At 59.8% G+C, this 26,012-nt stretch carries 20 protein-coding genes, 2 tRNA genes and 1 other RNA gene; 16 read left to right on the top strand and 7 right to left on the bottom strand.

Translation table 11 applies throughout. The annotated features are described in order from the left end of the window. Positions 1–33: 33 nt before the first annotated feature. From J8C05_RS04900 to topA, 4 genes are read right to left on the bottom strand one after another with little or no spacing between them, the layout of a single operon-like run. The gene (locus J8C05_RS04900) at positions 34–1,557 is read right to left on the bottom strand and encodes an HsdM family class I SAM-dependent methyltransferase (protein WP_211423049.1); all 1,524 of its coding nucleotides are present in this window, start codon (positions 1,555–1,557) and stop codon (positions 34–36) included. Then, on the bottom strand, positions 1,544–2,500 hold the full coding sequence (locus J8C05_RS04895) for an AccI family restriction endonuclease (RefSeq protein WP_246840751.1): 957 nt from the start codon (positions 2,498–2,500) through the stop codon (positions 1,544–1,546). Before J8C05_RS04895 ends, J8C05_RS04900 begins: the two co-directional genes overlap by 14 nt. An 8-nt stretch (positions 2,501–2,508) precedes the next feature. Then, positions 2,509–3,141, bottom strand: a complete 633-nt coding sequence (locus tag J8C05_RS04890) for an LEA/WHy family protein (protein ID WP_211423047.1) — start codon at positions 3,139–3,141, stop codon at positions 2,509–2,511. Between the two features lie 34 nt (positions 3,142–3,175). After that, positions 3,176–5,707 carry a type I DNA topoisomerase gene (gene topA / locus J8C05_RS04885; RefSeq protein ID WP_211423046.1) on the bottom strand — a complete coding sequence of 844 codons (2,532 nt, stop codon included), beginning with the start codon at positions 5,705–5,707 and terminating at the stop codon, positions 3,176–3,178. Between the two features lie 363 nt (positions 5,708–6,070). Between topA and tadA the strand changes: the two genes are divergently transcribed. The 5 genes from tadA (at position 6,071) to J8C05_RS04860 (ending at position 9,845) form a co-directional block, all read left to right on the top strand. Beyond that, positions 6,071–6,556: a tRNA adenosine(34) deaminase TadA gene (tadA, locus tag J8C05_RS04880; protein ID WP_246840750.1), complete on the top strand. Its 486-nt coding sequence runs from the start codon at positions 6,071–6,073 to the stop codon at positions 6,554–6,556. A 22-nt stretch (positions 6,557–6,578) separates the two neighbouring features. Next, positions 6,579–6,668: transfer RNA gene (locus tag J8C05_RS04875), tRNA-Ser, on the top strand. A 144-nt stretch (positions 6,669–6,812) separates the two neighbouring features. Continuing rightward, positions 6,813–6,902, top strand: a tRNA-Ser gene (locus tag J8C05_RS04870). A gap of 43 nt (positions 6,903–6,945) precedes the next feature. After that, an RNA gene (gene rnpB / locus J8C05_RS04865) (RNase P RNA component class A) lies at positions 6,946–7,384 on the top strand. A 175-nt stretch (positions 7,385–7,559) separates the two neighbouring features. Further along, the gene (locus J8C05_RS04860) at positions 7,560–9,845 is read left to right on the top strand and encodes a diguanylate cyclase (protein ID WP_211423045.1); all 2,286 of its coding nucleotides are present in this window, start codon (positions 7,560–7,562) and stop codon (positions 9,843–9,845) included. A 5-nt stretch (positions 9,846–9,850) separates the two neighbouring features. Here J8C05_RS04860 and xseA read toward each other — a convergent pair whose 3' ends face one another. Both xseA and J8C05_RS04850 read right to left on the bottom strand, forming a co-directional pair. Continuing rightward, positions 9,851–11,245, bottom strand: a complete 1,395-nt coding sequence (gene xseA, locus J8C05_RS04855; RefSeq protein ID WP_211423044.1) for an exodeoxyribonuclease VII large subunit — start codon at positions 11,243–11,245, stop codon at positions 9,851–9,853. Between the two features lie 60 nt (positions 11,246–11,305). Beyond that, positions 11,306–12,865, bottom strand: a complete 1,560-nt coding sequence (locus J8C05_RS04850) for a sugar transferase (RefSeq protein WP_211423043.1) — start codon at positions 12,863–12,865, stop codon at positions 11,306–11,308. A 224-nt stretch (positions 12,866–13,089) separates the two neighbouring features. On the opposite strand from J8C05_RS04850, the gene J8C05_RS04845 reads away from it, so the two are divergent. From J8C05_RS04845 to J8C05_RS04795, 11 genes are all read left to right on the top strand, one after another. Continuing rightward, positions 13,090–13,848: a metallophosphoesterase gene (locus J8C05_RS04845; RefSeq protein WP_211423042.1), complete on the top strand. Its 759-nt coding sequence runs from the start codon at positions 13,090–13,092 to the stop codon at positions 13,846–13,848. Further along, the gene (locus J8C05_RS04840) at positions 13,845–15,068 is read left to right on the top strand and encodes an MFS transporter (RefSeq protein ID WP_211423041.1); all 1,224 of its coding nucleotides are present in this window, start codon (positions 13,845–13,847) and stop codon (positions 15,066–15,068) included. The genes J8C05_RS04845 and J8C05_RS04840 overlap by 4 nt, the downstream gene beginning before the upstream one ends. A gap of 88 nt (positions 15,069–15,156) precedes the next feature. After that, positions 15,157–16,407: a VWA domain-containing protein gene (locus tag J8C05_RS04835; protein ID WP_211423040.1), complete on the top strand. Its 1,251-nt coding sequence runs from the start codon at positions 15,157–15,159 to the stop codon at positions 16,405–16,407. 23 nt (positions 16,408–16,430) lie between these two features. Beyond that, positions 16,431–17,105 (top strand): LolA family protein, encoded by a 675-nt coding sequence (locus J8C05_RS04830; protein ID WP_211423039.1) that lies wholly within the window; start codon positions 16,431–16,433, stop codon positions 17,103–17,105. A gap of 122 nt (positions 17,106–17,227) precedes the next feature. Continuing rightward, positions 17,228–18,436, top strand: coding sequence for an aminotransferase class I/II-fold pyridoxal phosphate-dependent enzyme (locus tag J8C05_RS04825; RefSeq protein WP_246840749.1), 1,209 nt, complete (start codon positions 17,228–17,230; stop codon positions 18,434–18,436). Between the two features lie 104 nt (positions 18,437–18,540). Beyond that, positions 18,541–20,361: a signal peptide peptidase SppA gene (gene sppA / locus J8C05_RS04820; protein WP_211423038.1), complete on the top strand. Its 1,821-nt coding sequence runs from the start codon at positions 18,541–18,543 to the stop codon at positions 20,359–20,361. A gap of 53 nt (positions 20,362–20,414) precedes the next feature. Beyond that, positions 20,415–21,572 (top strand): HD domain-containing phosphohydrolase, encoded by a 1,158-nt coding sequence (locus tag J8C05_RS04815; protein ID WP_211423037.1) that lies wholly within the window; start codon positions 20,415–20,417, stop codon positions 21,570–21,572. A 231-nt stretch (positions 21,573–21,803) separates the two neighbouring features. After that, positions 21,804–22,550: a YebC/PmpR family DNA-binding transcriptional regulator gene (locus tag J8C05_RS04810; protein WP_211423036.1), complete on the top strand. Its 747-nt coding sequence runs from the start codon at positions 21,804–21,806 to the stop codon at positions 22,548–22,550. Between the two features lie 13 nt (positions 22,551–22,563). Then, positions 22,564–23,427 carry an alpha/beta fold hydrolase gene (locus J8C05_RS04805; RefSeq protein ID WP_211423035.1) on the top strand — a complete coding sequence of 288 codons (864 nt, stop codon included), beginning with the start codon at positions 22,564–22,566 and terminating at the stop codon, positions 23,425–23,427. 9 nt (positions 23,428–23,436) lie between these two features. Continuing rightward, positions 23,437–24,285, top strand: a complete 849-nt coding sequence (gene rsmI / locus J8C05_RS04800) for a 16S rRNA (cytidine(1402)-2'-O)-methyltransferase (protein WP_211423034.1) — start codon at positions 23,437–23,439, stop codon at positions 24,283–24,285. A gap of 42 nt (positions 24,286–24,327) precedes the next feature. Next, positions 24,328–25,434 carry a 3-deoxy-7-phosphoheptulonate synthase gene (locus J8C05_RS04795; RefSeq protein WP_459543837.1) on the top strand — a complete coding sequence of 369 codons (1,107 nt, stop codon included), beginning with the start codon at positions 24,328–24,330 and terminating at the stop codon, positions 25,432–25,434. A 40-nt stretch (positions 25,435–25,474) separates the two neighbouring features. Here J8C05_RS04795 and J8C05_RS04790 read toward each other — a convergent pair whose 3' ends face one another. Beyond that, entirely contained in the window at positions 25,475–25,849 is a 375-nt protein-coding gene (locus J8C05_RS04790) for a hypothetical protein (RefSeq protein WP_058866275.1), read from the bottom strand. Positions 25,850–26,012: the final 163 nt, after the last annotated feature.

Here is a 26,012-nt window from a genome sequence, read left to right as displayed (position 1 = left end):
CTTTCAGCACACTTCATAGGCCTTATTTAAATCTTATCGCTCAAATAGACACATCTGCATCGAAAGGCCCGACAGTTCAACAACATGGTCTGGAATAGGAAGCTTCTCTAAAAATCTAGGCTCAACCTTTATTGCGCCGTCACCATAAGTTTTCCCAACCATTGAAAGACCTGCTAACACATCTGGATGAGTGAGGATTTTCCAAATTTGGTCTATGTTTTTTTTATCATTCCTCTTTGGATATATGCACAGGAAGCTTGTCAATGGAACAACGTAAGCGTAATTTCGAATAAACCTTGAGTTACGACGGCCCAAATAAGCAAATAAAAAAGGTGGTGGAATACGGGTTTCTATTTTATACCAAGGATTGCGCTGTGAAATCAAAGGACGGTTAGGCAATCCTAGTTCTTCACCTTTGCTGAGGTATTGTTTAACAGATTCTGGAAAATTTTCTAAGTTATCCTCATTGAGCGATAGTAGTAGAGTGGGCCTTCCCTTTTTCTCAATTTCTTCAAGTGTTCGATAAGTAATTTCGTCTCCTACAACGTCTCTTGTGCGGCCAATTGCTTGAGTGAGATACTTTTCAGGTATTCTTAATTCTCTTACTTTCTCGGCAGTCATAAAGAAAAAGTCATTTGCTCCTGTTGCAATGCCACGCTTAACCGAAATAAAATCACCAAGAACGTATCTACTTTTTCCTTTACATAAAGTAGGTTCCCTTGAAAATCCTTCAGATAATCCTTCTTTCAAGTCTCGTTCAATTACAATCAAGTCTCGTTTAGATGTATCCCTAAATTGAGACCTCACCCAATATTTGAATGAGCTGGTTGCCTGAAAGCAGCACTTGGCCCACAGAAATCTCTCTCTCGGCGCTGATCTGCGAATAAGTAAAATAATTGGATTTACATCAATTTGAGGAAATGGTGATGCTTCTGGAGAAAAGGTTATAATGGCATCTAAAGTAAAATTTGCTGTAATCCAAGTCCATAACTCAGAGGCGAATTTACCTTCACATACGTCAGCAGGTACAATAAATGCTAATCTTCCATTTTCTTCAAGTAGTGACAAAGCACGCATCAAGAAATACACATGTAGCCCTGCTCGTCCATCAAGTGCTTTGCCAATTGTTTGAATGCTCAAACGCCTAAGTTGTACTTTTTTCTCTGGAGTGATTCGGTGATGCCGAATGTATGGAGGATTAGCTACAATGGCGTGAAATTTCTTACAGGGTGCTTGGAGTACAAAATCAGCAATTTCTACCAAAGCAATATCATCTTTAGTTAGGCCATTCTCTTGGGCTTGAGATAGTGTTACTGGGTCAATTTCCATTCCGGCAAATCTAACGGAGAGACCTTTTTCACTAGCTACTACTTTCGCAGCACGGAAGAATGCTCCTGCCCCAACTGCTGGGTCAAAGAGAAGGCCGCCTTTTTCGGCAAGAACATATTCAACCATTGGCTCAGCGACCCAATCGGGTGTCCAAAATTGCCCCTTGCTCCTCAAGAGCTCTCTAGTTTTCCATGATGATGAAAGTTTGTGGTTACTAGTTTTTAGCATTTCCAGCCTTTCGCAAAACCGACAGTGCTTCTTCGCTCAAAGTCATCTTGCCACCCTCAAAGTGGACATAAGGTAAGATATGCCCGTTCTTATCTTCAAGAAACCTGGCCTGCAATCTTGGTTCTTCGATTGTACTGTCGAGAGGGTAAGCATGATGATAGTAGATTTTGTAAATGAGCTTTTTTGTAATGACACCTCCGGGGGATTGAAAAACTTGCTCTGTAGGCAAAATAAATCCTTCGTTAATAAGCTTCTGAACTTCACTGAAAGAGATACCAAAAGCTATATCGTAAAAAGCATGCCATATATGAATAGGAACATTATTCATGTTTTGCCATTCTTGCAATGGCTTGCGATCTTCTTCTTTGAGTATTAGGGTCGGCAAGACGGCATTTTTCTTTAAACCGAGTTTGCCGCCTAACCGTTTTTGGGGCTTCAACTCTTTGCCATAGTCTGGCATAAGTTTACCTTTCCAAAGACTATTCTCACATTCTACTGCAAGTATCGCTCTATCCAAGAGTTTTCGTACTTTGTCATCGCTTTCTGGGATAAAAGGCAGCTCGTTTATTCCGCCAAAGGAATTAACAATATTACATATAGTTTCTCGTGATGAGTTTTTGAAAATCAACAGATCGGGGCGTTTGTTTTTCCCAAAGCCTGCTTTTTCGAGCCGTTCAAAGTAAAGTTCAAATGATCTAATGTCTTTATCGGGAGCAGCTCCACTTGGGCCATAGGGAATTGCAAAGAATTCAGTCGTGTCGTTGATGGCTTGAACAATACGTTCCTCACTCCACACACCCTGTGACCAACGCATCAAGAAATCACTGCCACGTAAACGTCGAGGATTTAGTAAGAAGTCAAGCCACTCAACAACGGTACAACCCAAAAGCCTCAAACCAATGTCTTCAGCGCTGACGCTCAGAAACTTTTCGAAAAGATGCATATCAGTCATTACGGTAGGGATAGCTTGCCCAGAACATCGCGCAGGGGCAACCGCCCGGCGAGTTTGGCCTTGATCTGGCGTTTGAAGAGCCAGAGCACGCTCACCTCAAAGGCCACGTGGATGACGTAGTTGATGAAAACGCCCTCGCCCAGGCGGGTCTGCAACAGGGTGTTGATCCCAAGGTGCGGCACCGAGGAAAGATCGGCGGTTATCGGCAATGACAGGGCCAGGGCAGCCTTTTTGGGTAGCGTCAGCTTTTCGGGATGCTCGCCTGTCCCACACTCGACGCCATTGAGCACAATCCGGTAGGTCAGTTTGCTCAGGGTGAGCGCCTGGTTGGGATTGTCAATCGTGACGCGGGCCAGCACATCGGCAAGCGGATAGTCCACCTGCTGGACTTCGAGTTCGTCGAGCGTCAGGGTCGGCTCACGAAAGCCTTTGGGCAGCTTCCCTTCATCGGTCGCGGGAAGGACGCCAGCTTCCGCCAGACCTGTGTTGGGCAGACCGGCGGCCAGCAGCCCAAAGACACCGCCACAGGCACCGGATGTGGCATACCGAAGAAATTGTCGTCGCCGCAGCCCCTGACCGTGCATGGCGACATGTTGTAGGACAGTTCCCGAAGCCAAGGCAATGCGCCGCACACCCACCCTGGGTCAGCAACCCGGCGATTGTCCATCACGCTGCCTCAGAGGCAGACCGCTTTTTGGATGACGGCGGTGTGTCTTTTTTCTTTCGCCTGTCAGCGGGAAGTTCCGTCCAGCCGCAATGTTCCTTGTCGGCGCAGTAATGGTACGTCTCCCCCTGGGCATTCGTTTTCTGGAGGGTAAAGGGCGCCCCGCAGCTTGGGCAGGGGTGAGTTACCGGCTTGTCCCAATAGACCACATCACAGGCTGTATTGGTGCACTTGTAGAACACCCGGCCACGCCCGGACCGGCGTTCGGTGATGTCGCCGCCGCAGCCCGGCCGCGGACAGGGCATGATGGCTTCACGCTTGATATACGTGCATTTCGGATAGTTTGAGCAGCCGATGAATTCGCCATAGCGTCCCTGCCGGACGGCCAGTGGCTGGCCACAGGTTGGACAGGCTTCATCAAGCTGGACAGGGGCAGGCTTGGGAGCGCCGGTCTTGGTGAGATTGCGGGTCGTTTTGCACTCCGGGTAGCCCGTGCAGGCGAGAAACTCACCCCAGCGTCCCCGTTTGCGCACCATCGGACGCCCGCAGGCGTCACAGGCAATTTCCCCGGCCACCTCGGCAGACGTGACCTGCTCAGCGGTCGCCGCCGGTGGCGTGCCATAATCCCGGGTGGCCTTGCACTCCGGGTTGGTACATGACAGGTACTTTCCAAAGCGCCCCAGCCTGAGCACCATGGCAGACCCGCATTTGTGGCAGCGTTCGTCGGTAGCCACGCCATCCTTGGCTTTTTTGAGGTTGATTTTGGCGGCTTCCAGGTCGGCGCGAAACTTCCGGTAAAACTCTTCGAGCGCTTCCCGCCAGTTGAGTTTGCCTTCCTCGATTTCATCGAGCTGGGTCTCCAGCACCGCTGTGTAGCCCGGGTCAAAAAGGTCGGCGAAATTTTCCGTGAGGACGTCGGCAATCACCATCCCAAGGGGCGTGGGATGAAACCGCCCGTCACGTTTCTCGACGTAGTTGCGGGACTGAATGACCGACAGCGTCTGGGCATAGGTCGAGGGGCGCCCGATGCCCCGCTCCTCAAGGGTTTTGACCAGAGTGGCTTCCGTGTAGCGGGCCGGTGGACGGGTAAAACTCTGGTTGACCTGAAGTTCACGGCATTCGACGCGCTCCCCTTCCGTGACGCGCGGCAGCTTGAGCGCCAAGGCCTCGTCGTCGGTATCGCGTTCGTCCTTTCCTTCCTCATAGACCGCTAGAAAACCATCGAAACGGAGCACCGCCCCGGTTGCCCGGAAGACAAAGCCCGGGCCACCTTCGATGTCAATCGTTGTGGCGTCAAAGAGGGCTGGTGTCATCTGGGAGGCCACAAAGCGCTGCCAGATCAGCCGGTACAGGGCCAGCTCATCGGCTTCGAGGTAAGGGGCGACCTTTTCCGGCGTGCGCCAGACCGATGTCGGACGAATGGCCTCGTGGGCATCCTGGGCGCCTTTTTTGTTTTTGTACTGGTTGGGCTTGGCCGGAAGCCGGTTGGTGCCGTACTGCGCCGTGATGAAGTCACGTACTTCGGTTATGGCGGAATCGGCAATTCGGGTCGAATCCGTCCGCATGTAGGTAATCAGCCCGACGCTGCCTTCCGGCCCCAGCTCGACGCCTTCGTACAGCTTTTGCGCCAGCGACATGGTTTTCTTGACCGGGAAGGAAAGTTTCCGGGCCGCTTCCTGCTGAAGGGTCGAAGTAATGAAGGGTGCGACGGGATGGCGTTTCTTTTCCCTGGTCGTCACCGCAGCCACGTGCCATTCCGCAACTTCGCGGAGCTGGCGTTCGAGGTCGCGGGCTTCAGCTTCGGTACGGACGTGGCGCTCGTTCCTGCGCTGCTTGTCAAAGTCGCCGGTTTTGAGCGTTGCGCCGTGAATGGAAAACAACCTGGCCGTAAACTCCGGTGGGAGTGCGGCGGCGAAACGCGCGTCAAAGGTCCAGTATTCGGTTGGCTGAAAAGCCAGAATCTCGCGCTCGCGCTCAACGACGAGGCGCAGGGCCACCGATTGCACCCGTCCGGCCGAGAGCGCCACCTTGCCGCCGCCAAGCCCACGGTTGAGCATGGGGCTGACTTCGTACCCCACGAGCCGGTCGAGCACGCGCCGCGCCTGCTGGGCTTCCACCAGCGCCTGGTTGATTTGCCGCGGCGACTGCAATGAAGCCTGAATGGCGTCCTTGGTGATTTCGTTGAACAGCAGACGATAGACCGGCTTTTGTGCCTTGTCGCCCACCAACTCTTCGCGCAGGTGCTGACAGATGGCCTCGCCTTCGCGGTCGGGGTCAGCCGCCAGGTAGATGGACTCCGCTTTCCGGGCAGCAGACTTCAGCTCCCGTACGGTCTTGGAGTTGTTGCGCTTTTTCGTGTCGGGAATGATCTCGTAGGTCGGCTCGAAACCATGCGCGACATCCACACCAAGTTCCTTTTCGGGCAGGTCCTTGATGTGACCATACGAGGCCAGCACGGTAAAGTCCTTGCCGAGATACTTCGTAATCGTTTTGGCCTTTGCCGGAGACTCAACAATGACCAATCCTTTTGTCATGATGCCCTGACCTAAACCAAGGGATTCCACTGTGGCTCTGGGGACTGTCCAACGTCCGTGGTGGGAAAAAGCGCGATTGTGAGCATCACGCAGCCATTTGGCAAGTGACATGTGGCCAAAGTCAGCCGGACCGTCCGCTGGATGCCCTTTCAAATCATGAGTAGCCCGCCAGCCTGACTTGTCAAGCATCCGCAGCCGGGAGGTTGGCAACCCGTTCAGTGGACTACAAGCCTTGCACCGGCAGACCTGACACGCGGCAGCCTGTGGAGGGACTCCGGGGACGGCGGCCGTCGAAGATTGATGCTGCTGCCTGCCCTGACTAGCATCCCGCCGGGTGGCCCGCACCGGGTGCCGAGGCAGCGGATGAGGTATGCAGCCGTGGAGATGCCGGATGATGAGTGCTGGATGCGTTTGGCTCTGGAGGCAGCCCGCACCTGCCTTGAAGTGGATGAAGTCCCGGTGGGGGCCGTAGTCATCATCAACGGTCAGCTTGTTGCCCAGGCGGGCAACCGCATGCGTACCGGCTGTGACCCGACGGCTCACGCTGAAATTCTCGCCCTGCGGGCCGCAGCCCGGCAGGTGGGCAATTATCGCTTGACCGGAGCGACGCTCTATGTGACGCTCGAACCCTGCGCAATGTGCGCGGGGGCCCTGGTGCAGGCCCGCATTCAGCGTTTGGTTTTTGGGGCAACTGACCCCAAGGCCGGTGCGGTGGTGAGTCACTTCGGGCTGTGCACAACGGACGTGCTCAACCACCGCCTGCTGGTGACGGGCGGGGTTCTGGCTGAAACGTGTGGCGATCTGCTCCGTGATTTTTTTCGGCAGCGCCGTGGTGCCGTTGGACCCTGAAGGATGTTTGAAAAGGTTTTCTGGTGAGGTGCGAGAGTGGCTGAATCGGTCGGTCTCGAAAACCGATGTACGGGTAACTGTACCGTGGGTTCGAATCCCACCCTCACCGCCAGTTTGGCTGGACCGGCTGGATAGTTTCCTGCCGGTCATGGCACCTGAATCCGGCCAGTCCATTTGGGCTGGCTGGTGGGTTGACCTGCGTAAATCCGGGTGAGTTCCGCTGTGGCTGTCCGCTGTGGCTGTTGGATTCGTTGTCGGAGGGGTGGCCGAGTGGCTGAAGGCGCAGCATTGGAAATGCTGTATACGGGAAACTGTATCGAGGGTTCGAATCCCTCCTCCTCCGCCAGTCTTCTGAGGACGCCTTCCGGTTTTCGCCTTTTGTGACCTTGGGAGCGGATGGGACGGTCGCTGCCCGTTTGTCGCCCTCAGCGGCAAACCGGGGAGAGGAAAGTCCGAACACCGCAGAGCAGCGAGCCGGCTAACGGCCGGGCGCGTCCGAAGCGTCGGCAACGACCCGTCGGGCGCGACGACAAGTGCAACAGAGAACAGACAGCCTGACTTACACGCCCTCGCCGGGCGTGCGAGTGGCGATGGTGAAACGGTGCGGTAAAGGCGCACCAGCGGACGTGGTAACACGTTCGGCTAGGTAAACTCCTCGTGGTGCAAGACCAAATATGGGGATGTCCAAGGGCTGCTCGTCCGAGTCCTGCTCCGGCAGGCACATCTCCGGGTAGGTCGCTTGAGCTGCCGGGTAACCGGCAGCCTAGATGAATGACCGTCGCCGTCCCCGTGACGGAACAGAATTCGGCTTACACATCCGTTCCCAATCAACGCACAGCACGGTCGTCACTGACCGTGCTGTGCTGTTTGCACCGGTTTTGCGCCCCACCGCCCCTGACAGACCGAGCAAAAGGCTGTACCCGCCCGCTAACTTCGCCTACACTGGGGTTTCGCTCCGTCATCACTCACAGCCCGGTTCACCTTTGCTCCTCCGGTTGTCCTCATGCCCGCGCCTGCCACCATTCAGATGTCGCGTGTAGAGTTCAGGAAGCAGGTCCTGTTCGTAGCTTCCCCGACCATGGCCGGACAGGAAATCGAAGCGCTGCTTCAGCGGAGTCGCACCCTGCAACTCACCGTAGCCGCCGATGGCACTTCCCTCATTGCGCTGATGGCCGAGTATGAGTTTGATGTCGTCCTGCTGGCCCTGGAAGATGACCCTGCCACGTGGGGCCATCTGGCCTACATCCATCAGGTCAATCCCAAACTCCCCATCATCGGATGTCTCTTCAATGACGACACGGCTTTGGCGGCCAAGGCCAAAGCCGAAGGGGTCACGCTGGTGCTGGCGCCACCGCTGACCGGCGAACGTCTGCGCCGGGCCATTGCCCGCGCCGAACGGGCGACCGAAGTCACGGCATCTCCGCTTTCTGCACAAACCCTGCACGAAATTGCGCTCCACCTGCATGCCAGCCTCGACCTCGACGAACTGGTGGAAACCGCCTTCCGCACCCTGTTCCACCTGACCCCCTGCATCACCGGTCGGCTGCTCATCACCGGCGAAGGGGGGAACTTCGGATATGAAGGCAGCCTCTCCCCCCAGGGCGAGCCGGTCATCCAGAAAATGTCCTCCGAGGCCGCCGCCATCGAACTGGCCAACCTGCCGGAAGCCCCGGACACGCTGACCCACGTGGACGGCCATCAACTCCACCTTCAGTTGCGGCATGGTTCACAGCGCAGCGGCGTCGCCATTCTCGGCTATCCACGAAGAATCAAACTGACCGATGTCGAAATCGAGGGACTGGGGCTGCTGTCGCGTCACCTTGACCATGCCTTCCGCAATGCACTCCAGTACCGCTTCGTCCAGCGCAAGCGGGAGCAGGTCTTTCTCATCAACGAAGTGACGCGCCAGATGACGCGCAGCCTCGATCTGGAAACGGTCATCGCCGACATCGTCGAACACCTGCAACGCTACATGGAGTGCGAGGTCGTGGCGATTTACACCCCACACATGACCGGCCCGCAGGGAGAGAACTTCCACATCGCCTCAACACTTGCCAACCGCACCAGCGTCATCGCCACGACGCTGCAACGCGACTCCGGTCTCATCCGGGAAACCATGGAAGGCGGCGAGACGATTCTGTGCCGGGACCTGCGGCAGTTGCCTGAATGGCGTGGACACTCCACCCTGTCGCGCTCCAAAATCGCAACGCCCATCTGGCTCGATGGCACGATTGAGGGGGTGCTGGAGTTTGAAAGCGTCCGTCCGGGGGCGTTCGACGACGATGACTGCGCCATTGCAGAAGACCTGGCGCTGCAAGTGTCGGTTGCCATTCGGAACACCCGGCTGTACCGCAACGCCCAGGCTGAACACGAATACCTGCAAACCGTTCTCGATGTTGCCGTGGATATGGCCATCATCTCCACCGACCCGGCCGGCAACATTGTGACCTTCAGCCGGGGCGCCGAAATGATGTTCGGCTACGACGACAAGGAAGTTGTCGGCACGCCCATTCTGCCTCTGTTCCAGGATTCCAGTCTCGCCACCAGCATTGAGAAGCTTCTGGCCGGGCGGCAGGTGCACTTCGGCGAAACGGACATTGCCCTCAAGCGTCGTCACGGTGGCATGTTCTATGCCAGCCTGTCCGTCCATCCCCTCCGCGCCAAACGCAGCGAGGGCTTTTTGTTCGTGTTGACCGATGTCACCGAACGCCGCGCCCAGCAGGAACAGCTCCTCAAACTGAGCATCACGGACGAACTGACCGGGCTGTACAACAAACGCTACTACCAGGACCTGCTGCCCCGCGAGATTGCGCGCGCGCAGCGCCGGGATTCCACCTTCGCCCTGTGCTACTTCGACCTGGACGGCTTCAAACGCTTCAACGACACCCGCGGTCACGTGGCCGGCGATGAACTCCTGCGGTGGGTGGGCGAGCTGGTGCAGTCCATCATCCGCCGCCAGGTGGACCTGCCCTTCCGTTATGGCGGCGACGAATTCGTGCTCATTCTGCCCGAAACACCGGCTGAAGCCGCGCGGCGCGTCGGCGAACGGATTTGCGAAGGCGTCTATCAACGCTTCAACGGAGAAGTGACCGTCAGTTTCGGGATCGTCGAGTATGCCGGCGAATCCGCCGAAGAACTCACCATCCGCGCCGACAAGATGATGTACGCCGCCAAACGGGCTGGCGGCAACCGCGTCACCACCTACACGAGCGGCGAATGGCGCTTTCAGAGCGGGAGCTGGCCGGCCGCCCCGTCAAACAACAGCGAGCTGCCGACTTCCTACGAATGAGCGGCCTACGGATGAGCTGGCAGGTCCGGCTTCGCTTCCGGCGCTGGAAACGCCTGCTCGACCCGCCCCAGCAGCCGGCCGTCGGACAACCGGATCACGATGTCCTGCCCCGGTACGGCGTCCTTCGTGGTGCGGAGAAGCCGCCCGTCGGGATGCTGTACCAAGGCGTAGCCCCGCGCCAGCACCCGCAGCGGAGACAAGGTATCGAGACGGGTCAGCGCCTGCGCCAGCCGGTGCTGGGCCGCTGCCGCCTGCGCCTGTACGCCCGCGATCAACTTCGCGGTCAGCTCGTCCAGGCGCTGCTCGTGGAGTTGCAGGTACGGTCGCCACGGGTGACGCCGGAGACGGTTGCCGGCCCGCTCCAGACGCCAACCGGCAAGCCGAAGCCGGTTCTGCACGGCCGATTGCGCCGCCAGGGTCAGCTCGTCACACGTCTGCAACGCATCCCGCAAACGCGCCCGGGTGTCGTCAAAGGCAGGATGCCGCGCCAGCGCCTCCAGCGCCTGCCGCTCACGCAACAACCGGATGTGCATCACTTTGGTCAATGTGGACGCCATGGACCGGACTTCGGCGAGCAGGTCGGCGCGCCGCGCCGCGACGATTTCCGCCGCCGCCGATGGCGTTGGAGCGCGCAGATCGGCCACAAAATCCGCGATTGTGAAATCTATCTCGTGTCCGACGGCAGAAATGACGGGAATCGTGGAATCTGCAATGGCGCGGGCGACTTCTTCCGTGTTGAACGCCCACAGCGCTTCGGCGCTGCCGCCACCGCGTCCCACAATGAGAACGTCCACGGGAAAATCCGGGTCCGGGTTCTCGCTGAACCAGCGAATGCCGGCCGCCACACTCGCAGCCGCTTCAGCCCCCTCGACCTGCGCGGGATAGAGCAGAACGCTCACACCATCGTTTCGGCGGCGGAGCACATTGAGGATGTCCTGAATCGCCGCCCCGGTCGGCGAGGTCACAATCCCGATGCGACGCGGAACAAGGGGCAGGGGACGCTTGCGCTCCGGCGCGAGCAGTCCCTCCGCCGCCAGTTTGGCCCTGAGCTGCTCGAAGGCCAACTGTTGCTCGCCCACTCCCACCGGCGCCATGGCTTCGACCGTCAGTTGGTACTCCCCTTTGGGGGCATAGACGGTCACTTTTCCCCGGCACACCACCTGCTGGCCGTTGCGCGGGCGGAAGCGAATCCGGTAGTTCGTCCCCTTCCAACAGGCACAGCGGATTTGGGACTGTGCATCCTTGAGCGTGAAATACCAGTGCCCGGAGGTGTGGGCCACGAAGTTGGAAAGCTCGCCTTCGACGATAACTTCCCGAAACTCACCTTCGAGCTGTCGCCGAATCTGAGCTGTCAGCGCCGAAACCGTCAGTCGCGGAGGTGCTTCCGGTGCTTCCCACATCACACACCCGCCAGGGCTTGCCGTTGCCGAAGGTTACGCCCGGCCGGAGCCGGTTGGTCGTCAGTAGGTGTTGTCGCCCCGGAGCACGACCGGAATCGTGCGGAGCAGAATCTTGATGTCGAGCCACAATGACCAGTTTTCGATGTAGTAGATGTCCAGCCGCACCATCTGCTCAAACGTGAGCCGATTGCGCCCCGAAACCTGCCACAGGCCCGTCACACCGCCTCTGACATTGAAACGGGCCCGGTGCCAGTCCTGATACTCGGCAACCTCGTAGGGAATGGGCGGACGCGGGCCGACCAGGCTCATCTCGCCCTTGAGCACGTTCCACAGATTGGGCAGCTCATCGAGGCTGTAGCGGCGAATCCACTTGCCGACTTTCGTCAGGCGCGGATCGTTGAACACCTTGCCGTAGAGTGGTTTTCCGCGCGTCCCGCGATTGGCGTGGGCCGGATATTTGATCGTTTCGACCATCAACCGCCGGTGAATCTCGTCCGTGGCATCGGCATACATCGAACGGAACTTGAGCATCTGGAAGGTGCGCCCATCCATACCGACCCGTTCCTGCCGGTAGAAAATCGGACCCGGCGACTCACGGCGGATGGCAATGGCAATCAGGGCCAAGAGCGGCGACAGCACGATCAACCCCAACCCGGCGCCCACCACATCCAACGCGCGCTTCAGAAACCGGTTGACCCCCGACAGCGGATCACGAAAAAGCTGGATCATCGGCAGTGAGCCAAGCTGCTCGATCTGGGTTTTTTCGGGCAGACAGTTGAACAGGCTCGGAACGACCCGGAAGTTGAGGTGGTGTTTCCGGCCGGCATTCATCATGGCATTGAAAATCCGGCGCGGATGAAGCTGGGCATCGGTGATGAGGACTTCCTTGATGCCGAGCGCCCGGGCCAGCTCCGGCAGGTCATCGAACGTGCCAATGACCGGCACATCTTCGATGGTATCCGGGACATCCGCCGTCCGCTCCTCCGTGGTGAGGACCCCCAGCACCTTGTACCCCAGACGCGGCGACTCGTTGATTTCCGCAATACAGACGCGGGCTTCCTCCCCGACGCCGACCACGAACGCCGGGATGAGACCGTAGCCCTCGCTCCGGGCCCAGGACTGCGCCTGCCGCAGAAGCACCCGGCTGGCAACGACCAGCAGGAGCATGATGGCCCAGTCACAGACAAACACCACCCGTGACAGAAACAGCGGCTGGTCGAGAATGCCACGGTGGAAAAACAGCAGGGTTACGAAACCGTAGATACACCCCAGCGAAACGCCTTTGAATGCCCCCAGAAGGTCGTCCGAGTATCGAAATGCCCCGCGCAGCCGGTAGAGTCCATAGTGCCGGAGTGTCAGTATCCTGACGAGCAGCAGCGTCGGCAGGAACGGAACATAGGGGGTAAACGAGGGCTCGACCTGCCAGAAGGTCGAAGCCATCCAGATGCCGGCGGCCAGTGACCCGGTGGCGGCCAGGGCATCGAAAAGCAGCAGCCCGGCAATGACCAGAGGTCCCAGGGAATGAAACGCGCTGTCGCTGACTGAAGGTACAAGACGAACGAAAGGAACGGCCGTCGAAGATGAAGGCGACCCAAGCGGCGGAAGCGTTGTTTGTGACATGCTTTGTTTTTGGAAATGACAACGAAGTGAACGGCGCGAGCCAGGCGCCGTCAGCCTATGAAATATCGCGTCTGATTTCATTACCTCAGCACGGTAATTTCAACCGGAATTTCTCAAAAAGCCTGCTTTCTCATAGGATGTACGTCATTTTTGACGCCAGAGGATGCGAAAAAGTCGGTTTCCTTCAGTGCGGTCCGTCCGTATGGCGTTTCCAAAGGTAGCTCATGCGTGTCTTTGCCCTGGGTGATCCCCATCTGTCCTTCGCCCGCCCCAAGCCCATGCACATTTTCGGTGAGCACTGGCGCAACCACGCCGACCGGATTGCGGCGGCCTGGTCGGCACTGGGAACGCCCGATGATGTTCTCATTCTGGCTGGCGATCTTTCCTGGGCCATGCGCGCTGAAGATGTAAGCCCCGACCTCGACTGGATCGCCCGGCTTCCAGGGCGAAAGCTCATCATTCGCGGCAACCACGACTACTGGTGGCACTCGCTGGCCAAGGTACGGGCCATGGCAGACCGCTCCATCATCCCCCTGCAGGCCACGTGCTTTGTGCTGGAACGGGTGGCCTTCGTCGGGACACGCGGCTGGCAGTGTCCGGGCGATGAACCAAGCACTGATACGCTCGAACGCCAGGAAGCCCTGTTGCGCCGCGAAAAGGTGCGCCGGGAATACACCGCGCAGGACCGCAAGATTTACCTGCGTGAAGTCGGAAGGCTGCGTCTGGGACTCGAAGCCGCCCGCCAGCGCCGGAGTGAGTTCGACAAACTCGTGGTCATCCTCCACTATCCCCCAATGAACGCCCGCCACGAACCAAGCGGTTTCACGGAGCTGCTGGCTGAGTACGATGTGGACTGGTGTGTATATGGTCACCTGCACGGCGCGGCCATTGCCACAGCTTTCAACGGGCAACTGGGGCGGACCCGCTTGCAGTTGGTCAGCGCCGACAGCCTTGATTTCACGCCTTTTCAACTCGACCTGTGAGCAGCCGCACGCCCATTTCACGTCCCATTATGCTGCTCGGTCTGGTCAGCCTGCTGACCGACATGGCCAGCGAGCTGCTCTACCCGATTGCACCGCTCTACCTGACCGGGCCGCTCGGCGCTTCGCTTGTCCTGGTCGGTCTTCTGGAAGGCATTGCCGAAGGCATGGGTGGTTTTCTCAAGGGCTACTTCGGCGCGCTCTCCGACCGGCTCGGCACGCGCGCGCCCTTCGTGCAGGCGGGTTACACCCTGTCGGCACTTTCCAAGCCGCTTCCCGGTCTGTGGCCGGCCGCCGGTGCAGTCGTCGTGGGACGGTTGGCTGACCGCCTGGGCAAGGGACTGCGCAGCGCCCCACGGGATGCCCTGCTGGCCGGTTATGCCCCGGCCGGGGCGCAGGGGCGCGTGTTTGGGTTCCACCGGGCAATGGATACGGCTGGTGCGGTGCTGGGTCCACTGCTGGCCATTGCCTTTCTCACCTGGCGGCCCGGCGACTACACCACGCTGTTTCTGCTGGCGTTTCTGCCCGGCATCCTGGCCGTGCTCTGCGTGTGGTGGGTCAAGGATGTGCCCTTTCAGCCAGCGCCCGGCCGGCGCTTTGCGCCCTTTGCTGTCTTTGCCTACTGGCGCAGTGCACCGGCGGCATATCGTCAACTGGTGGCAGCGCTCACCCTGTTCGGCCTGATCAACAGCAGTGACGTGTTTCTCATTCTTAAGGCCAAACAGGTCGGATTTTCGGATACGGCCGCCATTGGCGGCTATGTGCTTTACAACGGGGTCTATGCCCTGGCGGCCTACCCGGCTGGCGACCTGGCCGACCGCCTGGGCAAGCGGCAGGTCATCGTGCTGGGGCTGGGCCTGTATGCCGTCGTGTATGCCGGGTTTGCACTCCTGACGCAAATCTGGCAGGTCTGGTTGTGCTTTGCGCTGTATGGTCTCTATGCCGCCGCGACGGAAGGCGTCAGCAAGGCGTGGATTGCCGACCTTGTTCCGCCCGAACAGCGTGGGTCAGCCATTGGTTTGCAGACCATGCTGGCCAGCTTCAGCGTCCTTGTGGCGAGCAGCCTGGCGGGACTGCTCTGGGAGCAGGTCGCGCCGGCAGCCCCCTTCTGGTTGGCGGCGGGCGGAGCCGGGCTGGCCGCCCTTTGGCTGGGTACGGTCTCGCCCGACGCGCGGGTTGAACATCAGTCCGGGGATAACTTGTCGGGCCGTAGGGACGTGTGACAAAAGGCCCGGGTGTGGGCACGGCCAGGCAACGCTGCGTCCCCTGCCAACGCCAAACCCAAGCCACTATCCTCCTGGAGGTGACGACGTGAACCTGAACCCGCTCCCTGGTCGGATGCCCGGCCGTCTCATCCTCGTCGGCCTGTGCCTTCTGGCGCTTGGTGTGCCGTCTGTCCTGCCCTGCGGCCCGGTGCTGGCGCAGTCCGGTGCGACGCGGAAAACAACTCCGCCGCCCCCTGAAAACGACAAGCCCAACCGGACACTCCCCGATGAACAGCCCTCGGCAAAACCCGGCCGCACCTCCCAGGAAGCGCAGGAAGGGCAGGACCCGAATCGTCCGATGGGCACGCCGCGCCGGCGTCCTCCGACCAAGGCCCCAACCACCGATGACGAAGGCAATGTCATCGTGCTGGCGACGGATGTCGTCAATCTGGAAGTCGTCGTCTATGACAAGAAGACGGGCCGCCTTTTTACCGACCTCAAACCGGCGAACTTCACCATTCTGGAAGACGGCGTCAAACAGGAAATCACCAATTTTCGGGCCGGTGACAGCGACCTCACGCTCGTCATGGTGCTCGAATACAGCCGTGTCATTGGGCCGCTTGTGTTTGAAGTGCTCGAACCGGCGGCGCAGTTCATCGAGCGGTTCGTACGCCCCAACGATTACATCTCCATCGTCGCGTTTGACCTGCGCCCCAAAGTGCTCACGGACTTCACGAACGACCCGGCCGTGCTGCGCTCCAACATCGCGCTCCTGTACCGCAACTTCCCGGCCTTCACGGAAAGCAACCTCTTCGACACGCTGAAGTTCGTCATCAAGGGCGGAAAGCTCGACGGCGAGGACTACACCGGGCTGGAAGAAGTCCAGGGCCGCACGGCCATTCTGCTCATTGCCCTTGGCATTGATACGTTCAGCCGCATCAACTATGACCAGGCGCGCAAAATCGTCGAAAATGCCGGCGTGCCGGTGTATTGCATCGGCATCGGCAACCTGTTCTACAAGCTCAACGACCCACGGCTGTCGCCGGAGGCCAACCTGACCTTCCTCCAGGCGTTCAACACCCTGCGCACCTTCGCCGAAAGCTCTGGCGGGCGCTATTTCCCGGTGACGTTCATCGGTGAACTGCCGACGACCCTGCGCTCGATTGATACCCTGCTGCGCAACCAGTACAACCTGGGCTACGAACCGACCAACCCGCGCCGGGAGGGCAAGCGGCGCAAGATCGAAGTGCTCGTGGATGTGGACGGCGACGGCAAACCGGATAACAAGCGCCTCGAAGTCCAGCACCGGCGCAGCTACATCGAACCCGGCGGCAATGACAGCAAGCGCAAGAAGTGAGCTTCAGCCAACGTTTTACGCTCATGCAGCGCCGCCATTTTCTGTTGAAAAGCCTGGTGGGTTTCGGCTGGTGGCTGACGGCCGGCCCGGCTGGAGGGCATGCCGCCTCACGCCCGACGCCCGATGCGGCCCGTCTGCTGGAAGCCGTTCTCCGGCGCTACAGCCGCCTGAACACGCTCACGGCCGCATTCACCCAGATTCACCAGGGACGCCAGACCCTCCGCGAGCAGGGCACGCTGGCGCTGCAACGGCAGGGGCGGATGCGCTGGGATTACACCGCGCCCAACGTCAAACAGTTTCTGTGCGACGGCAAGCACACCTACTTCTACAGCGCCGCCCGGCAGCGGTACACCGTAGAGCCGGTGCGCGCGAGCCGTGATCCCCGTACGCCGTTTCTGTTTCTGCTGGGCGACCGGCGGGCAGCCCGGCTGTTCCGTCAGGTTGAACTGGCGGCCGTACCGCCGGTGCGTCCGGGCTACGTCGTTCTGCGGCTGACACCACGGGAGCGCATCGAGCTGGTGACGGCGGTACTGGTTGAATGCCACCCCACGACCTTTGAACTGGCGCGGATTTCACTCATCAGCGCCGCCGGTGAACAGGACGACTTCCTGCTTTCGGAGATTGTTGAAAATCCGCCTCTGCCGGACGGCTTCTTTACCTTTACTCCACCGGCCGGGGTCCAGCGCGCGACGCCCTGACCCATCGCCCCCGCGAAGATTGCAGCCCACGCCGGATTTCGCTACAAGTGACTGACCAAGCAAAACATCTTCGTGGGTTGCGTCCCGGTGTCGGGACACTCCTGCCCTTGAGGTGACGGCGTATGACCAGCCCCAGTCCTGCATTGTTTCGGCCTGCCGAGCGCACGAAAAACTACAACTATGCCATCCGCAACATCGTGTCCGCCGCCAAGGCCGTGGAAGCCGAAGGCCGTTCGGTGACGTATCTCAACATTGGCGACCCGGTGCTGTACGGGCTTCAGCCGCCCGCCATCCTGCAGGAAGCCCTGGCCCGTGCCGTACGCGAGGGACACAACGGCTACGCCCCCTCGGTGGGGACGCTGGCTGCGCGTGAAGCTGTCGTTCAGGAAGCCGAAAAGCGCGGCGTGTATCTTTCGCCTGAAGATGTCGTCATCAGTTCGGGTGCGTCGGAAGCGGCTGACATGGTGCTGAGTGCGTTGCTGGAGCCGGGCGATGACGTGTTGACGCCCTGCCCGACCTATCCGCTCTACACGGCCATTACCGCCAAGCTGGGCGCGCGTGAAAACTACTACCGGCTTGACCCGGAGCAGGGCTGGCTGCCTGACCCGGACGAAATCCGGGACAGGATCACGCCCCGAACCCGTGCCATCGTCATCATCAACCCGAACAACCCCTGTGGTTCGGTCTATGATGCGCGGCTGCTGCTGGAACTGCTCACCATTGCCGAAGCTCACGGGTTGGTCGTCATTGCCGATGAGGTCTATTGCCGGCTGACCTACGGCCCGCCGCCGCCGCCCATGGCCCAACTCGCGGCTGGAATGGATGTGCCGGTCGTCACGCTGGAAAGCCTCTCGAAGTCGCATCTGGTGCCGGGCTGGCGCGTGGGCTGGATGACCTACACCAACACACAGCGTTTTGGGGAAGTGATTGCTGCCGTCCGCAAGATTGCTGAAGCCCGGATTTGCAGTCCATTGCCGACGCAGCAAGTGCTTCCTGTGGCCCTGGAAAACCAGTCACATCTGCCGTCCCTCATCGAGGAAATGAAACTGCGGGCGGCCATTACCGTCGAAGCTCTCAATGCCATCCCCGGCATCCGTTGTGTCGCCCCCCAGGCAGCTTTCTATGCCATGGGACAGGTGGCTGACCTGAAGGGACAGACGGATGAGGCATTCGTGCTGGCCTTGCTGCGGGCCACTGGCGTGCTCTTTGTGCACGGCTCCGGCTTCGGGCTGAACCCGCACGATGGCTTTTTCCGCATCGTCTTTCTACCCCCGCCTGACACCCTGCGGGAGGTCTATGCCCGGCTGGCATCCTTTGTCCAGCAACGCTGAGACTGTGTATAGTCACCGCTTGCGCCTTTGGCCACAAAGGGCGTCAGTCCCGGCCGGAATACACACCGCCGGCTTTATGGACAGGATAGGAAAGCAATCAGCCCATGCGCGATTTTCTGAAGTACGTGTTTGCCAGCCTGACCGGCACCCTCATTTTCTTCGGGCTTGTCTTTGGCGGCATCCTGCTGCTGCTGGCTTCGGTGGCCTCACTGTCCAGTGGGCGCAGTCCGGAACCCGACGTACGGGACAAAACAGTGCTGGTGTTCGACCTTTCGGCCACGATTTCCGACATCGCGCCCAGCGATGACGGCCGCGAAGTGGACGTGCAGCGGCTGCTGCGCGGCAGTGGAGGGAAAATCCTGCCCCTGAGCACCGTTCTGGACTGCCTGGACAAGGCCGCCGCGGACAAACGGGTGGTGGGGCTGTACCTGCACGGCAACCTGTCCACGGACGGTTACGGCTCCGGCTTCGCTGCGCTGCGGGAAGTCCGTGAGGCGTTGCTGCGCTTCAAGGCGTCCAAAAAGCCCATCTACGCCTACAACCAGGTGTATAGCGAACGCGATTACTACCTGGCGTCCGTGGCGGACAAAATCTTTCTCAACCCCTTTGGCGCCATTGAAATGAATGGCCTCGCCTCGGAGATGATGTTTCTGGGCGAAGCCTTCAAGAAATACGGTGTCGGCATTCAGGTCACACGGGTCGGCAAGTACAAATCGGCAGTCGAACCCCTCCTGTTCGACAAAATGAGTCCTGAAAACCGGGAGCAGACCCAAAAGCTGCTGGACGACGTGTGGGGCGAGTTCGTCAGTGGCGTGGCAGCGGCCCGGCAACTGACGCCGGATGACCTCCAGCGTCTGGCCAACGAAAAGGCCTTGCTGGCGGGACAGGAAGCTGTTGCCGCCAAACTGGCCGACGAGACAGCCTATCTCGACCAGGTGCTCGGCGCGTTGCGCAAGCTGACTGAGGTCAATGACGACAAAGCGCCTTTCCGGCAGGTGACGCTTCCCGCCTATGCCCGCGTATCACGGCGCTCACTCGGTCTGGAACGCACCTCACGGAACATCATTGCCGTCATCTATGCCGAAGGGGAGATCGTGGATGGGGCCGGCGGCGATGGTCAGATCGGCGGCGACCGCCTGGCAAAAGAACTGCGCAAGCTCCGGCAGGACGACCAGATCAAGGCCGTCGTGCTGCGCGTCAACAGCCCCGGCGGCAGCGCACTGGCCTCGGAGGTCATCCGCCGTGAACTGGCCGAAACCCGTGGGGCCGGCAAGCCCGTGGTGGTTTCGATGGGTACGGTAGCGGCTTCCGGCGGGTACTGGATTTCCACGGCCAGCGACAAAATCTTTGCCGCGCCCAACACCATTACCGGCTCAATAGGCGTTTTTGGTGTTTTGCCCAACGTTCAGAAACTGGCCGGCGATTACGGCGTCAAGTGGGACACCGCCAAAACCAATCGCTACGCCGACCTGGGCACGATCACCCGCCCCAAGACCGAAGACGAACTGAAACTCATTCAGGCCAATGTGGATCGCATCTACGATGAGTTCTTGACACGGGTGGCGGAAGCCCGGAAGCTACCCAAGGAAAACGTACAGGAAATTGCACAGGGGCGCGTCTGGTCGGGAGCGGAAGCCAAACGACTCGGACTCGTGGATGAGTTTGGCGGGCTGGAGGCGGCCATTCAGGCGGCTGCCGAACTGGCCAAGCTGGGGAATGACTGGAAAATTGCCGAGTATCCCAAGCGGCGCAACCTGGCTGAGCAGCTTGCCAAGCTGTTCACGGATGAGGAGCCGGAGCGTCTGGTGCAGGGGCCGGTACAACGTGAACTGGAGCAGTTGTGGGCCGAAACGGCGGCGCTGGCTGCGTTCAACGATCCGCTCGGCGTCTATGCCCGGCTTCCCTTCCTGCTTCGTTTCAACTAAAGGCCGACATCGTCACGCTTTTCTGTTTTTGATCTCTGGGTGAGTACAAGGCTATGGATGACGCTCGCATTCGGGATGCACGGATTCTTGTTGTTGATGACCTTGAACTAAACATCAAGCTGCTGGAAAATCTCCTGGCAGAAGCCGGCTACCGGCGGGTTTTCAGCACGACGGACTCACGGCAGGTTGTGGAACTCTACCGCGAGCTGTCGCCCGACCTGGTCATCCTTGACCTGCACATGCCCCACCGCAACGGCTTCCAGGTGATGGAAGACCTGCGCGAAATCGAGCACGATTCCTACATTCCCGTTCTGGTGCTGACCGGACTGCCCGATCACGCCACCCGCCTGCGCGCCCTTGAATCCGGCGCGCGCGACTTTCTGAGCAAACCGTTTGAGCACGTCGAGGCGCTGACCCGCATCCGCAACATGATCGAGGTGCGGCTGCTGCACAATGAGGTCCGGGAACAGAACCGGGTTCTGGAAGAAAAAGTGCGCCAGCGCACGCAGCAACTCCGTGAAACGCAGTTGGAAATTGTGCGGCGGTTGGGACGTGCCGCAGAATACCGCGACAATGTCACCGGCATGCACGTCATCCGCATGAGCCACTACTGCGCCGAACTGGCCCGCGCCATCGGCTGGGACGATGAAGCCTGTGAAATGCTTCTGCATGCCAGCCCGATGCATGACATTGGAAAAATCGGCATTCCCGACCGCATCCTTCTCAAGGAAGGCAAACTGACGCCTGAAGAATGGGAAGTGATGAAGTCCCATGCCACCATCGGGGCCGAACTCCTCAGTGGCTCAACGTCCCCCCTGATGCACATGGCGATGGAGATTGCCCTTTCCCACCACGAGAAATGGGATGGGTCAGGCTACCCCAACGGTCTCAAGGGCGAGCAGATTCCCATCGTGGGACGGATTGTGGCGCTGTGCGACGTGTTTGATGCCCTGACGACGGAGCGGCCGTACAAACAGGCCTGGTCCGTCGAAGAGGTCATTGCCGAGATTGACCGGCAGAGCGGCCGGCACTTCGATCCCAACCTCGTGGAAGCTTTCAAGTCCATCCTGCCCAAGATTTTACAGATTCGTGAACGCTACACGGAAAAGGCGGCCACGACGGCCGCAGCGGCCAAACACAGCGGCAGCCACCAGCGGCTCGTGCCGGACGAAAAACACCACCTGCCACCCTACTTTCAGCCACAGGGCTGAGTTCTCCGCAACGTCCGGGGAGACACTTCCGACGGTTTCGTTATCGCCCGGTGGCCAGCCCCTTCCCGACGGCACGGCTTGAGGTGGCATCACAAACCCTTCCGTGCTGTCCGCTTTCGCCTGCATGGCGCCGACCGGCAGGATTTCTGTGCTAGATTCAGCCGCACGGGCCGGGCGGCCCGCCGAGCTTTTTTCTCGACATCGTTTCTTTTTGAGGAAGACCGAAAAGCCATGTCTGGTCATAGTAAGTGGCATACCATCAAACACAAAAAAGGCGCGCTCGACGCCAAGCGGGGCAAAATCACCACCCGGCTCGTCAAGGAACTGACCGTTGCGGCGCGGGTTGGAGGGGGCGATCCGGCCGCCAACCCGCGTCTCCGCAAGGCCATTGCCGATGCCAAGGCGGAGAACATTCCCAACGACACCATCGAGCGGGCCATCAAGCGGGGCACGGGTGAAATCGAGGGCGCAGCCTACGAAGAAATCATCTATGAGGGCTACGGCCCGGCAGGCGTTGCCGTTTTGCTCGAAGCTGCGACTGACAACCGCAACCGTACGGTCAGTGAACTCCGCCATCTTTTTTCCAAGAACGGCGGCAACCTGGGTGAAACCGGCAGTGTAAGTTGGCTCTTCGATCCCAAAGGCGTCATCACGCTCGAAAAGGATGTGAAGTCAGAAGAAGAACTTTTCGAGATTGCCGTCGGCGCTGGCGCTGAAGACCTGCGCGACCTGGGCGAATACTGGGAAATTCAGACCCAACCGGAGGCGTTCGATGCTGTCCTGGCAGCCCTCAAGGCGGCCGGCGTCCCAACGGTTTCGGCAGACATAACGCGCGTCCCCAAAACCTTCGTTCGTCTTGAAGGCAAAGACGCCCAGCAGATGCTCAAGCTCTACGACGCCCTCGACGACCACGATGACGTGCAGAAAATCTCGACCAACTTCGAGATTGATGATGCCGAGTTCGACCGGTTGAAGTAATTCCCTGCCCTGTATGTCATCTCTCGCCGAAGCTCCCGTGCATGCGCTGACTTCCGTCTGGATGTGGCGTGGACAGCGCATGCACTACGCCCGGCGCGGGAGCGGGGAGCCGGTGCTGCTTATCCACAGCCTTAACGCTGCCGCCTCGGCCTACGAAATGCGCAAGGTGTTTCTGGGGCTGGAGGATACCTTCGATGTCATTGCCCCGGACCTGCCCGGCTTTGGCGCTTCCGAGCGCCGGCGGATGGACTACACAGCCAATCTCTATACGGACTTCATCCTTGATTTTTGCCGCGCGCGCATCGGCATCCCGTGCCATGTCATTGCCAGCTCGCTTGGCGCGGCCTATGCCATCCGCGCTGCGGGTCTGGCGCCGGAACTGTTCCGCAAACTGATCCTCATTGCGCCCACCGGCATTCGCGCCCTGGCCGATGAACGTCCCACGCGCCTGCGCCGAACGGCGCGCAACATCCTGTTTTCCCCGGTGGGGACATTGTTCTTCCGGGTGCTCAGCACGCGGCCGGTCATCCGCTACTTCATGACGAACCAGGGCTTTCATGATGCGCGGTGTTTCACACACGAGCACGCCGACTATCTCTACCGCACCATGCGGGCCAAAAATGCCAAATATGCCCCCATCGCCTTTTTGACCGGCATGGCCAACTGCGACATCAGCCATACCTTCGGTCGGCTTCCGCAGCCGGTGCAACTGGTCTGGGGCCGGAACGCCCGTACCACACCGGCACGTCAGGCCGAAGATTTCCTCGCACGCAAACCGGAGACCCGACTCATCCTGTTTGAGAACTGCGCGCTTCTGCCGCACGACGAACACGCCGACCGGTTCAACCAACTGGCCAGACAGTTTCTCTCCAGCTAACCGCCCTGCATGCCGCTCTACGTGGTGCCAACCCCCATTGGCCATCTGGAAGACATCACCTACCGCGCTGTTCGGGTCTTACGCGAAGCCGACCTCATTGCCTGCGAAGATACGCGCCGGACGCGCCAACTGCTGCACCACTACGGCATTTCGACGCCACTCGTCAGCTATCACGAACACAACGAACGGCTGCGGACAGGTGAACTGCTGGAACGGCTGCGGGCGGGCGACACAATAGCCCTGGTCAGCGACGCCGGCACGCCGCTCATTTCAGACCCGGGCGGACAGCTCCTGCGCGCCGCCATTGATGAGGGGTTGCCCGTCAGCGCCCTGCCCGGCCCCTGTGCCGCCACCACGGCGTTGAGCGCCGCCGGACTGTCGGCCGAGGGGTTTCACTTCGTCGGTTTTCTTCCGCCCAAGTCGGCGGCCCGGCGCAAGGCGCTGGGAGGGCTGGCTGAGGAACCGGTCACCCTGGTGTTTTACGAAGCGCCCCACCGGCTGCTGGCTTTCCTGCAGGATGCCCTGACCATACTGGGCGACCGCCCGGCCGTCGTGGCGCGGGAGTTGACCAAACTCCACGAAACCTACGTCCGGGGGACGCTGGCCACCCTTACGGCGCATTTCGGGGCGGAGGCACCGCGTGGAGAGATTGTCGTCCTCATTGACGGGAAGCCCACAGCGCCACCTTCACCGCCGGACGACGGGGGACTTCTGGCGGAAATCGAACGGGGCATCGCGGAACACGGGCTGAGCGCCACAGAAGCCATCCGGCAGACAGCACAGCGTTACGGACTCCCCCGCCGCCAGGTCTATCAGCAGTGGCTACGTCACCGGGCCGTTGCACCACGCGGAGCATAACTGCTATGCCTTGTTTACGCTCATCAGCCCGTGTGTAACCCTATGCTTCCGGCCCCCCATCCGGCTATGGGGCTTTTTGCCATGCGCCATCTCATTGACGACGTTCGTATTCAATCCTTCGAGCCAATCCCAACCCCAAGTGAACTGCGGGACGCCCTTCCCGTCAGCGACCGGGCTGCCGAGACGGTGTACCGTACCCGTGAAGCCATCAAGCGCATCCTGCGCCACGAAGATGACCGCCTGCTGGTGGTGGTCGGCCCCTGCTCTATTCATGACCCACAGGCGGCGATGGAGTATGCTGCCCGCCTGCGCCCCCTGTGTCAGGAATATGCTGATGATCTGGTGATTACGATGCGGGTGTACTTTGAAAAACCCCGCACGACCGTCGGCTGGAAGGGACTCGTCAACGATCCCAACCTGGACGGAACGTTCAATGTACGACGCGGCCTGTGGCTGGCCCGCCACCTGCTCGTGGAGCTGGCTGAAATGCAGGTTCCGGCCGGGAGTGAGTTCGTGGACCTGATTTCCCCACAGTACACGGCCGAACTCGTCAGTTGGGGGGCCATTGGTGCGCGGACCACGGAAAGCCAGTCACATCGTGAACTGGCTTCCGGGCTGTCCTGCCCGGTCGGCTTCAAGAACGGCACTGGTGGTACGATTCAAATCGCAGTGGATGCCGTGCGCTCGGCGCGCGAACCCCACGCCTTCCTGTCACACACCAAGGACGGCCGCTCGGCGTTGTTTCGTACGACAGGCAACCCGGATTGCCACATCATTTTGCGCGGAGGGCGGGTGCCCAACTACGACGCGCACCACGTGGCGGAAGCCGTTCAGTTGATGGAAAGCGCCGGCCTGCCGGCACGCATCATGATTGATTGCAGCCATGCCAACTCCGGCAAAGACCACCGGCGGCAGCCGGTGGTGTGCCACAATGTGGCCACCCAGATTGCGGAAGGCAACCGGGCAATCATTGGCACAATGATCGAAAGCCACCTTGTCGAAGGCAAACAAACCCACGTACCAGGGCGGCCACTGGTCTATGGGCAAAGCATTACCGACGCCTGTATTGGCTGGGAGGAAACGGAGAAGCTTCTGGCCGAACTGGCCCAGGCGGTACGCCTTCGCCGGCAGTCACAGACGCGGGGCTGAAGCCAGTCCCCGCGTCTTGTCAAGATAACTGGAACCAGACTTACTCTTTGGGAAGCAGCGAGCCAATCGTGCCAAAGATGCTGTCGGCCACGCCGTGGATGGTGTTTTCTACGGCTTTGTCGAGGCCCAGCCGGGCCACCTGGTCAGAGATCAGCTCTGTCCCCTCGATAATGCCGAAGGGCCAGAGCATAAACAGCGCCACGAAGGGGGTGGCCAGCACAGTGACCCCGATGCGGATGAAGTCATTACTGCCAAAGGGCGTCCCTTCAAGAAAGCGGTAGGTTTCTTTCCCGGAGCGGTAAATACCAAGCAGCGGTGTTACCGGCAGCACGGTCATCGGATAGACGAAACCGGTAATCATCAGGTTGGTGAAGCCACGTTCGGTCACAGGAGGGAGGGCGGTGGTTTCGCTCATAACGACTGCGTACCTCGCACGTAAACTGGCTATGCATTCCGGGCCTTGTGACCTTTTCCCTGCATCAGCCGTCAGGGGCCAAAGCCAGCCGGAATGCCGTCGTAGGTTGTGTCGGGGACGCCGTGTGAAAGATGATCCGTCGTAGGGTGCCCCTAGCGTACTC

It is taken from the genome of Chloracidobacterium sp. N, from assembly GCF_018304765.1.
Taxonomy (GTDB): Bacteria; Acidobacteriota; Blastocatellia; order Chloracidobacteriales; family Chloracidobacteriaceae; genus Chloracidobacterium; species Chloracidobacterium aggregatum.
Note: the sequence above shows the minus strand (reverse complement) of the source record. Positions and strands in the feature narration are given on the sequence as shown.

Coding starts and splice junctions, on each gene's coding strand:
- J8C05_RS04830 (WP_211423039.1), top strand. CDS start 16,431: ATGCAGCGCCGCCATTTTCTGTTGAAAAGCCTGGTGGGTTTCGGCTGG.
- tadA (WP_246840750.1), top strand. CDS start 6,071: ATGAGGTATGCAGCCGTGGAGATGCCGGATGATGAGTGCTGGATGCGT.
- topA (WP_211423046.1), bottom strand. CDS start 5,707: ATGACAAAAGGATTGGTCATTGTTGAGTCTCCGGCAAAGGCCAAAACG.
- J8C05_RS04825 (WP_246840749.1), top strand. CDS start 17,228: ATGACCAGCCCCAGTCCTGCATTGTTTCGGCCTGCCGAGCGCACGAAA.
- J8C05_RS04810 (WP_211423036.1), top strand. CDS start 21,804: ATGTCTGGTCATAGTAAGTGGCATACCATCAAACACAAAAAAGGCGCG.
- sppA (WP_211423038.1), top strand. CDS start 18,541: ATGCGCGATTTTCTGAAGTACGTGTTTGCCAGCCTGACCGGCACCCTC.
- J8C05_RS04795 (WP_459543837.1), top strand. CDS start 24,328: ATGCTTCCGGCCCCCCATCCGGCTATGGGGCTTTTTGCCATGCGCCAT.
- xseA (WP_211423044.1), bottom strand. CDS start 11,245: ATGTGGGAAGCACCGGAAGCACCTCCGCGACTGACGGTTTCGGCGCTG.
- rsmI (WP_211423034.1), top strand. CDS start 23,437: ATGCCGCTCTACGTGGTGCCAACCCCCATTGGCCATCTGGAAGACATC.
- J8C05_RS04815 (WP_211423037.1), top strand. CDS start 20,415: ATGGATGACGCTCGCATTCGGGATGCACGGATTCTTGTTGTTGATGAC.
- J8C05_RS04850 (WP_211423043.1), bottom strand. CDS start 12,865: ATGTCACAAACAACGCTTCCGCCGCTTGGGTCGCCTTCATCTTCGACG.
- J8C05_RS04805 (WP_211423035.1), top strand. CDS start 22,564: ATGTCATCTCTCGCCGAAGCTCCCGTGCATGCGCTGACTTCCGTCTGG.
- J8C05_RS04860 (WP_211423045.1), top strand. CDS start 7,560: ATGCCCGCGCCTGCCACCATTCAGATGTCGCGTGTAGAGTTCAGGAAG.
- J8C05_RS04790 (WP_058866275.1), bottom strand. CDS start 25,849: ATGAGCGAAACCACCGCCCTCCCTCCTGTGACCGAACGTGGCTTCACC.
- J8C05_RS04895 (WP_246840751.1), bottom strand. CDS start 2,500: ATGCATCTTTTCGAAAAGTTTCTGAGCGTCAGCGCTGAAGACATTGGT.
- J8C05_RS04900 (WP_211423049.1), bottom strand. CDS start 1,557: ATGCTAAAAACTAGTAACCACAAACTTTCATCATCATGGAAAACTAGA.
- J8C05_RS04845 (WP_211423042.1), top strand. CDS start 13,090: ATGCGTGTCTTTGCCCTGGGTGATCCCCATCTGTCCTTCGCCCGCCCC.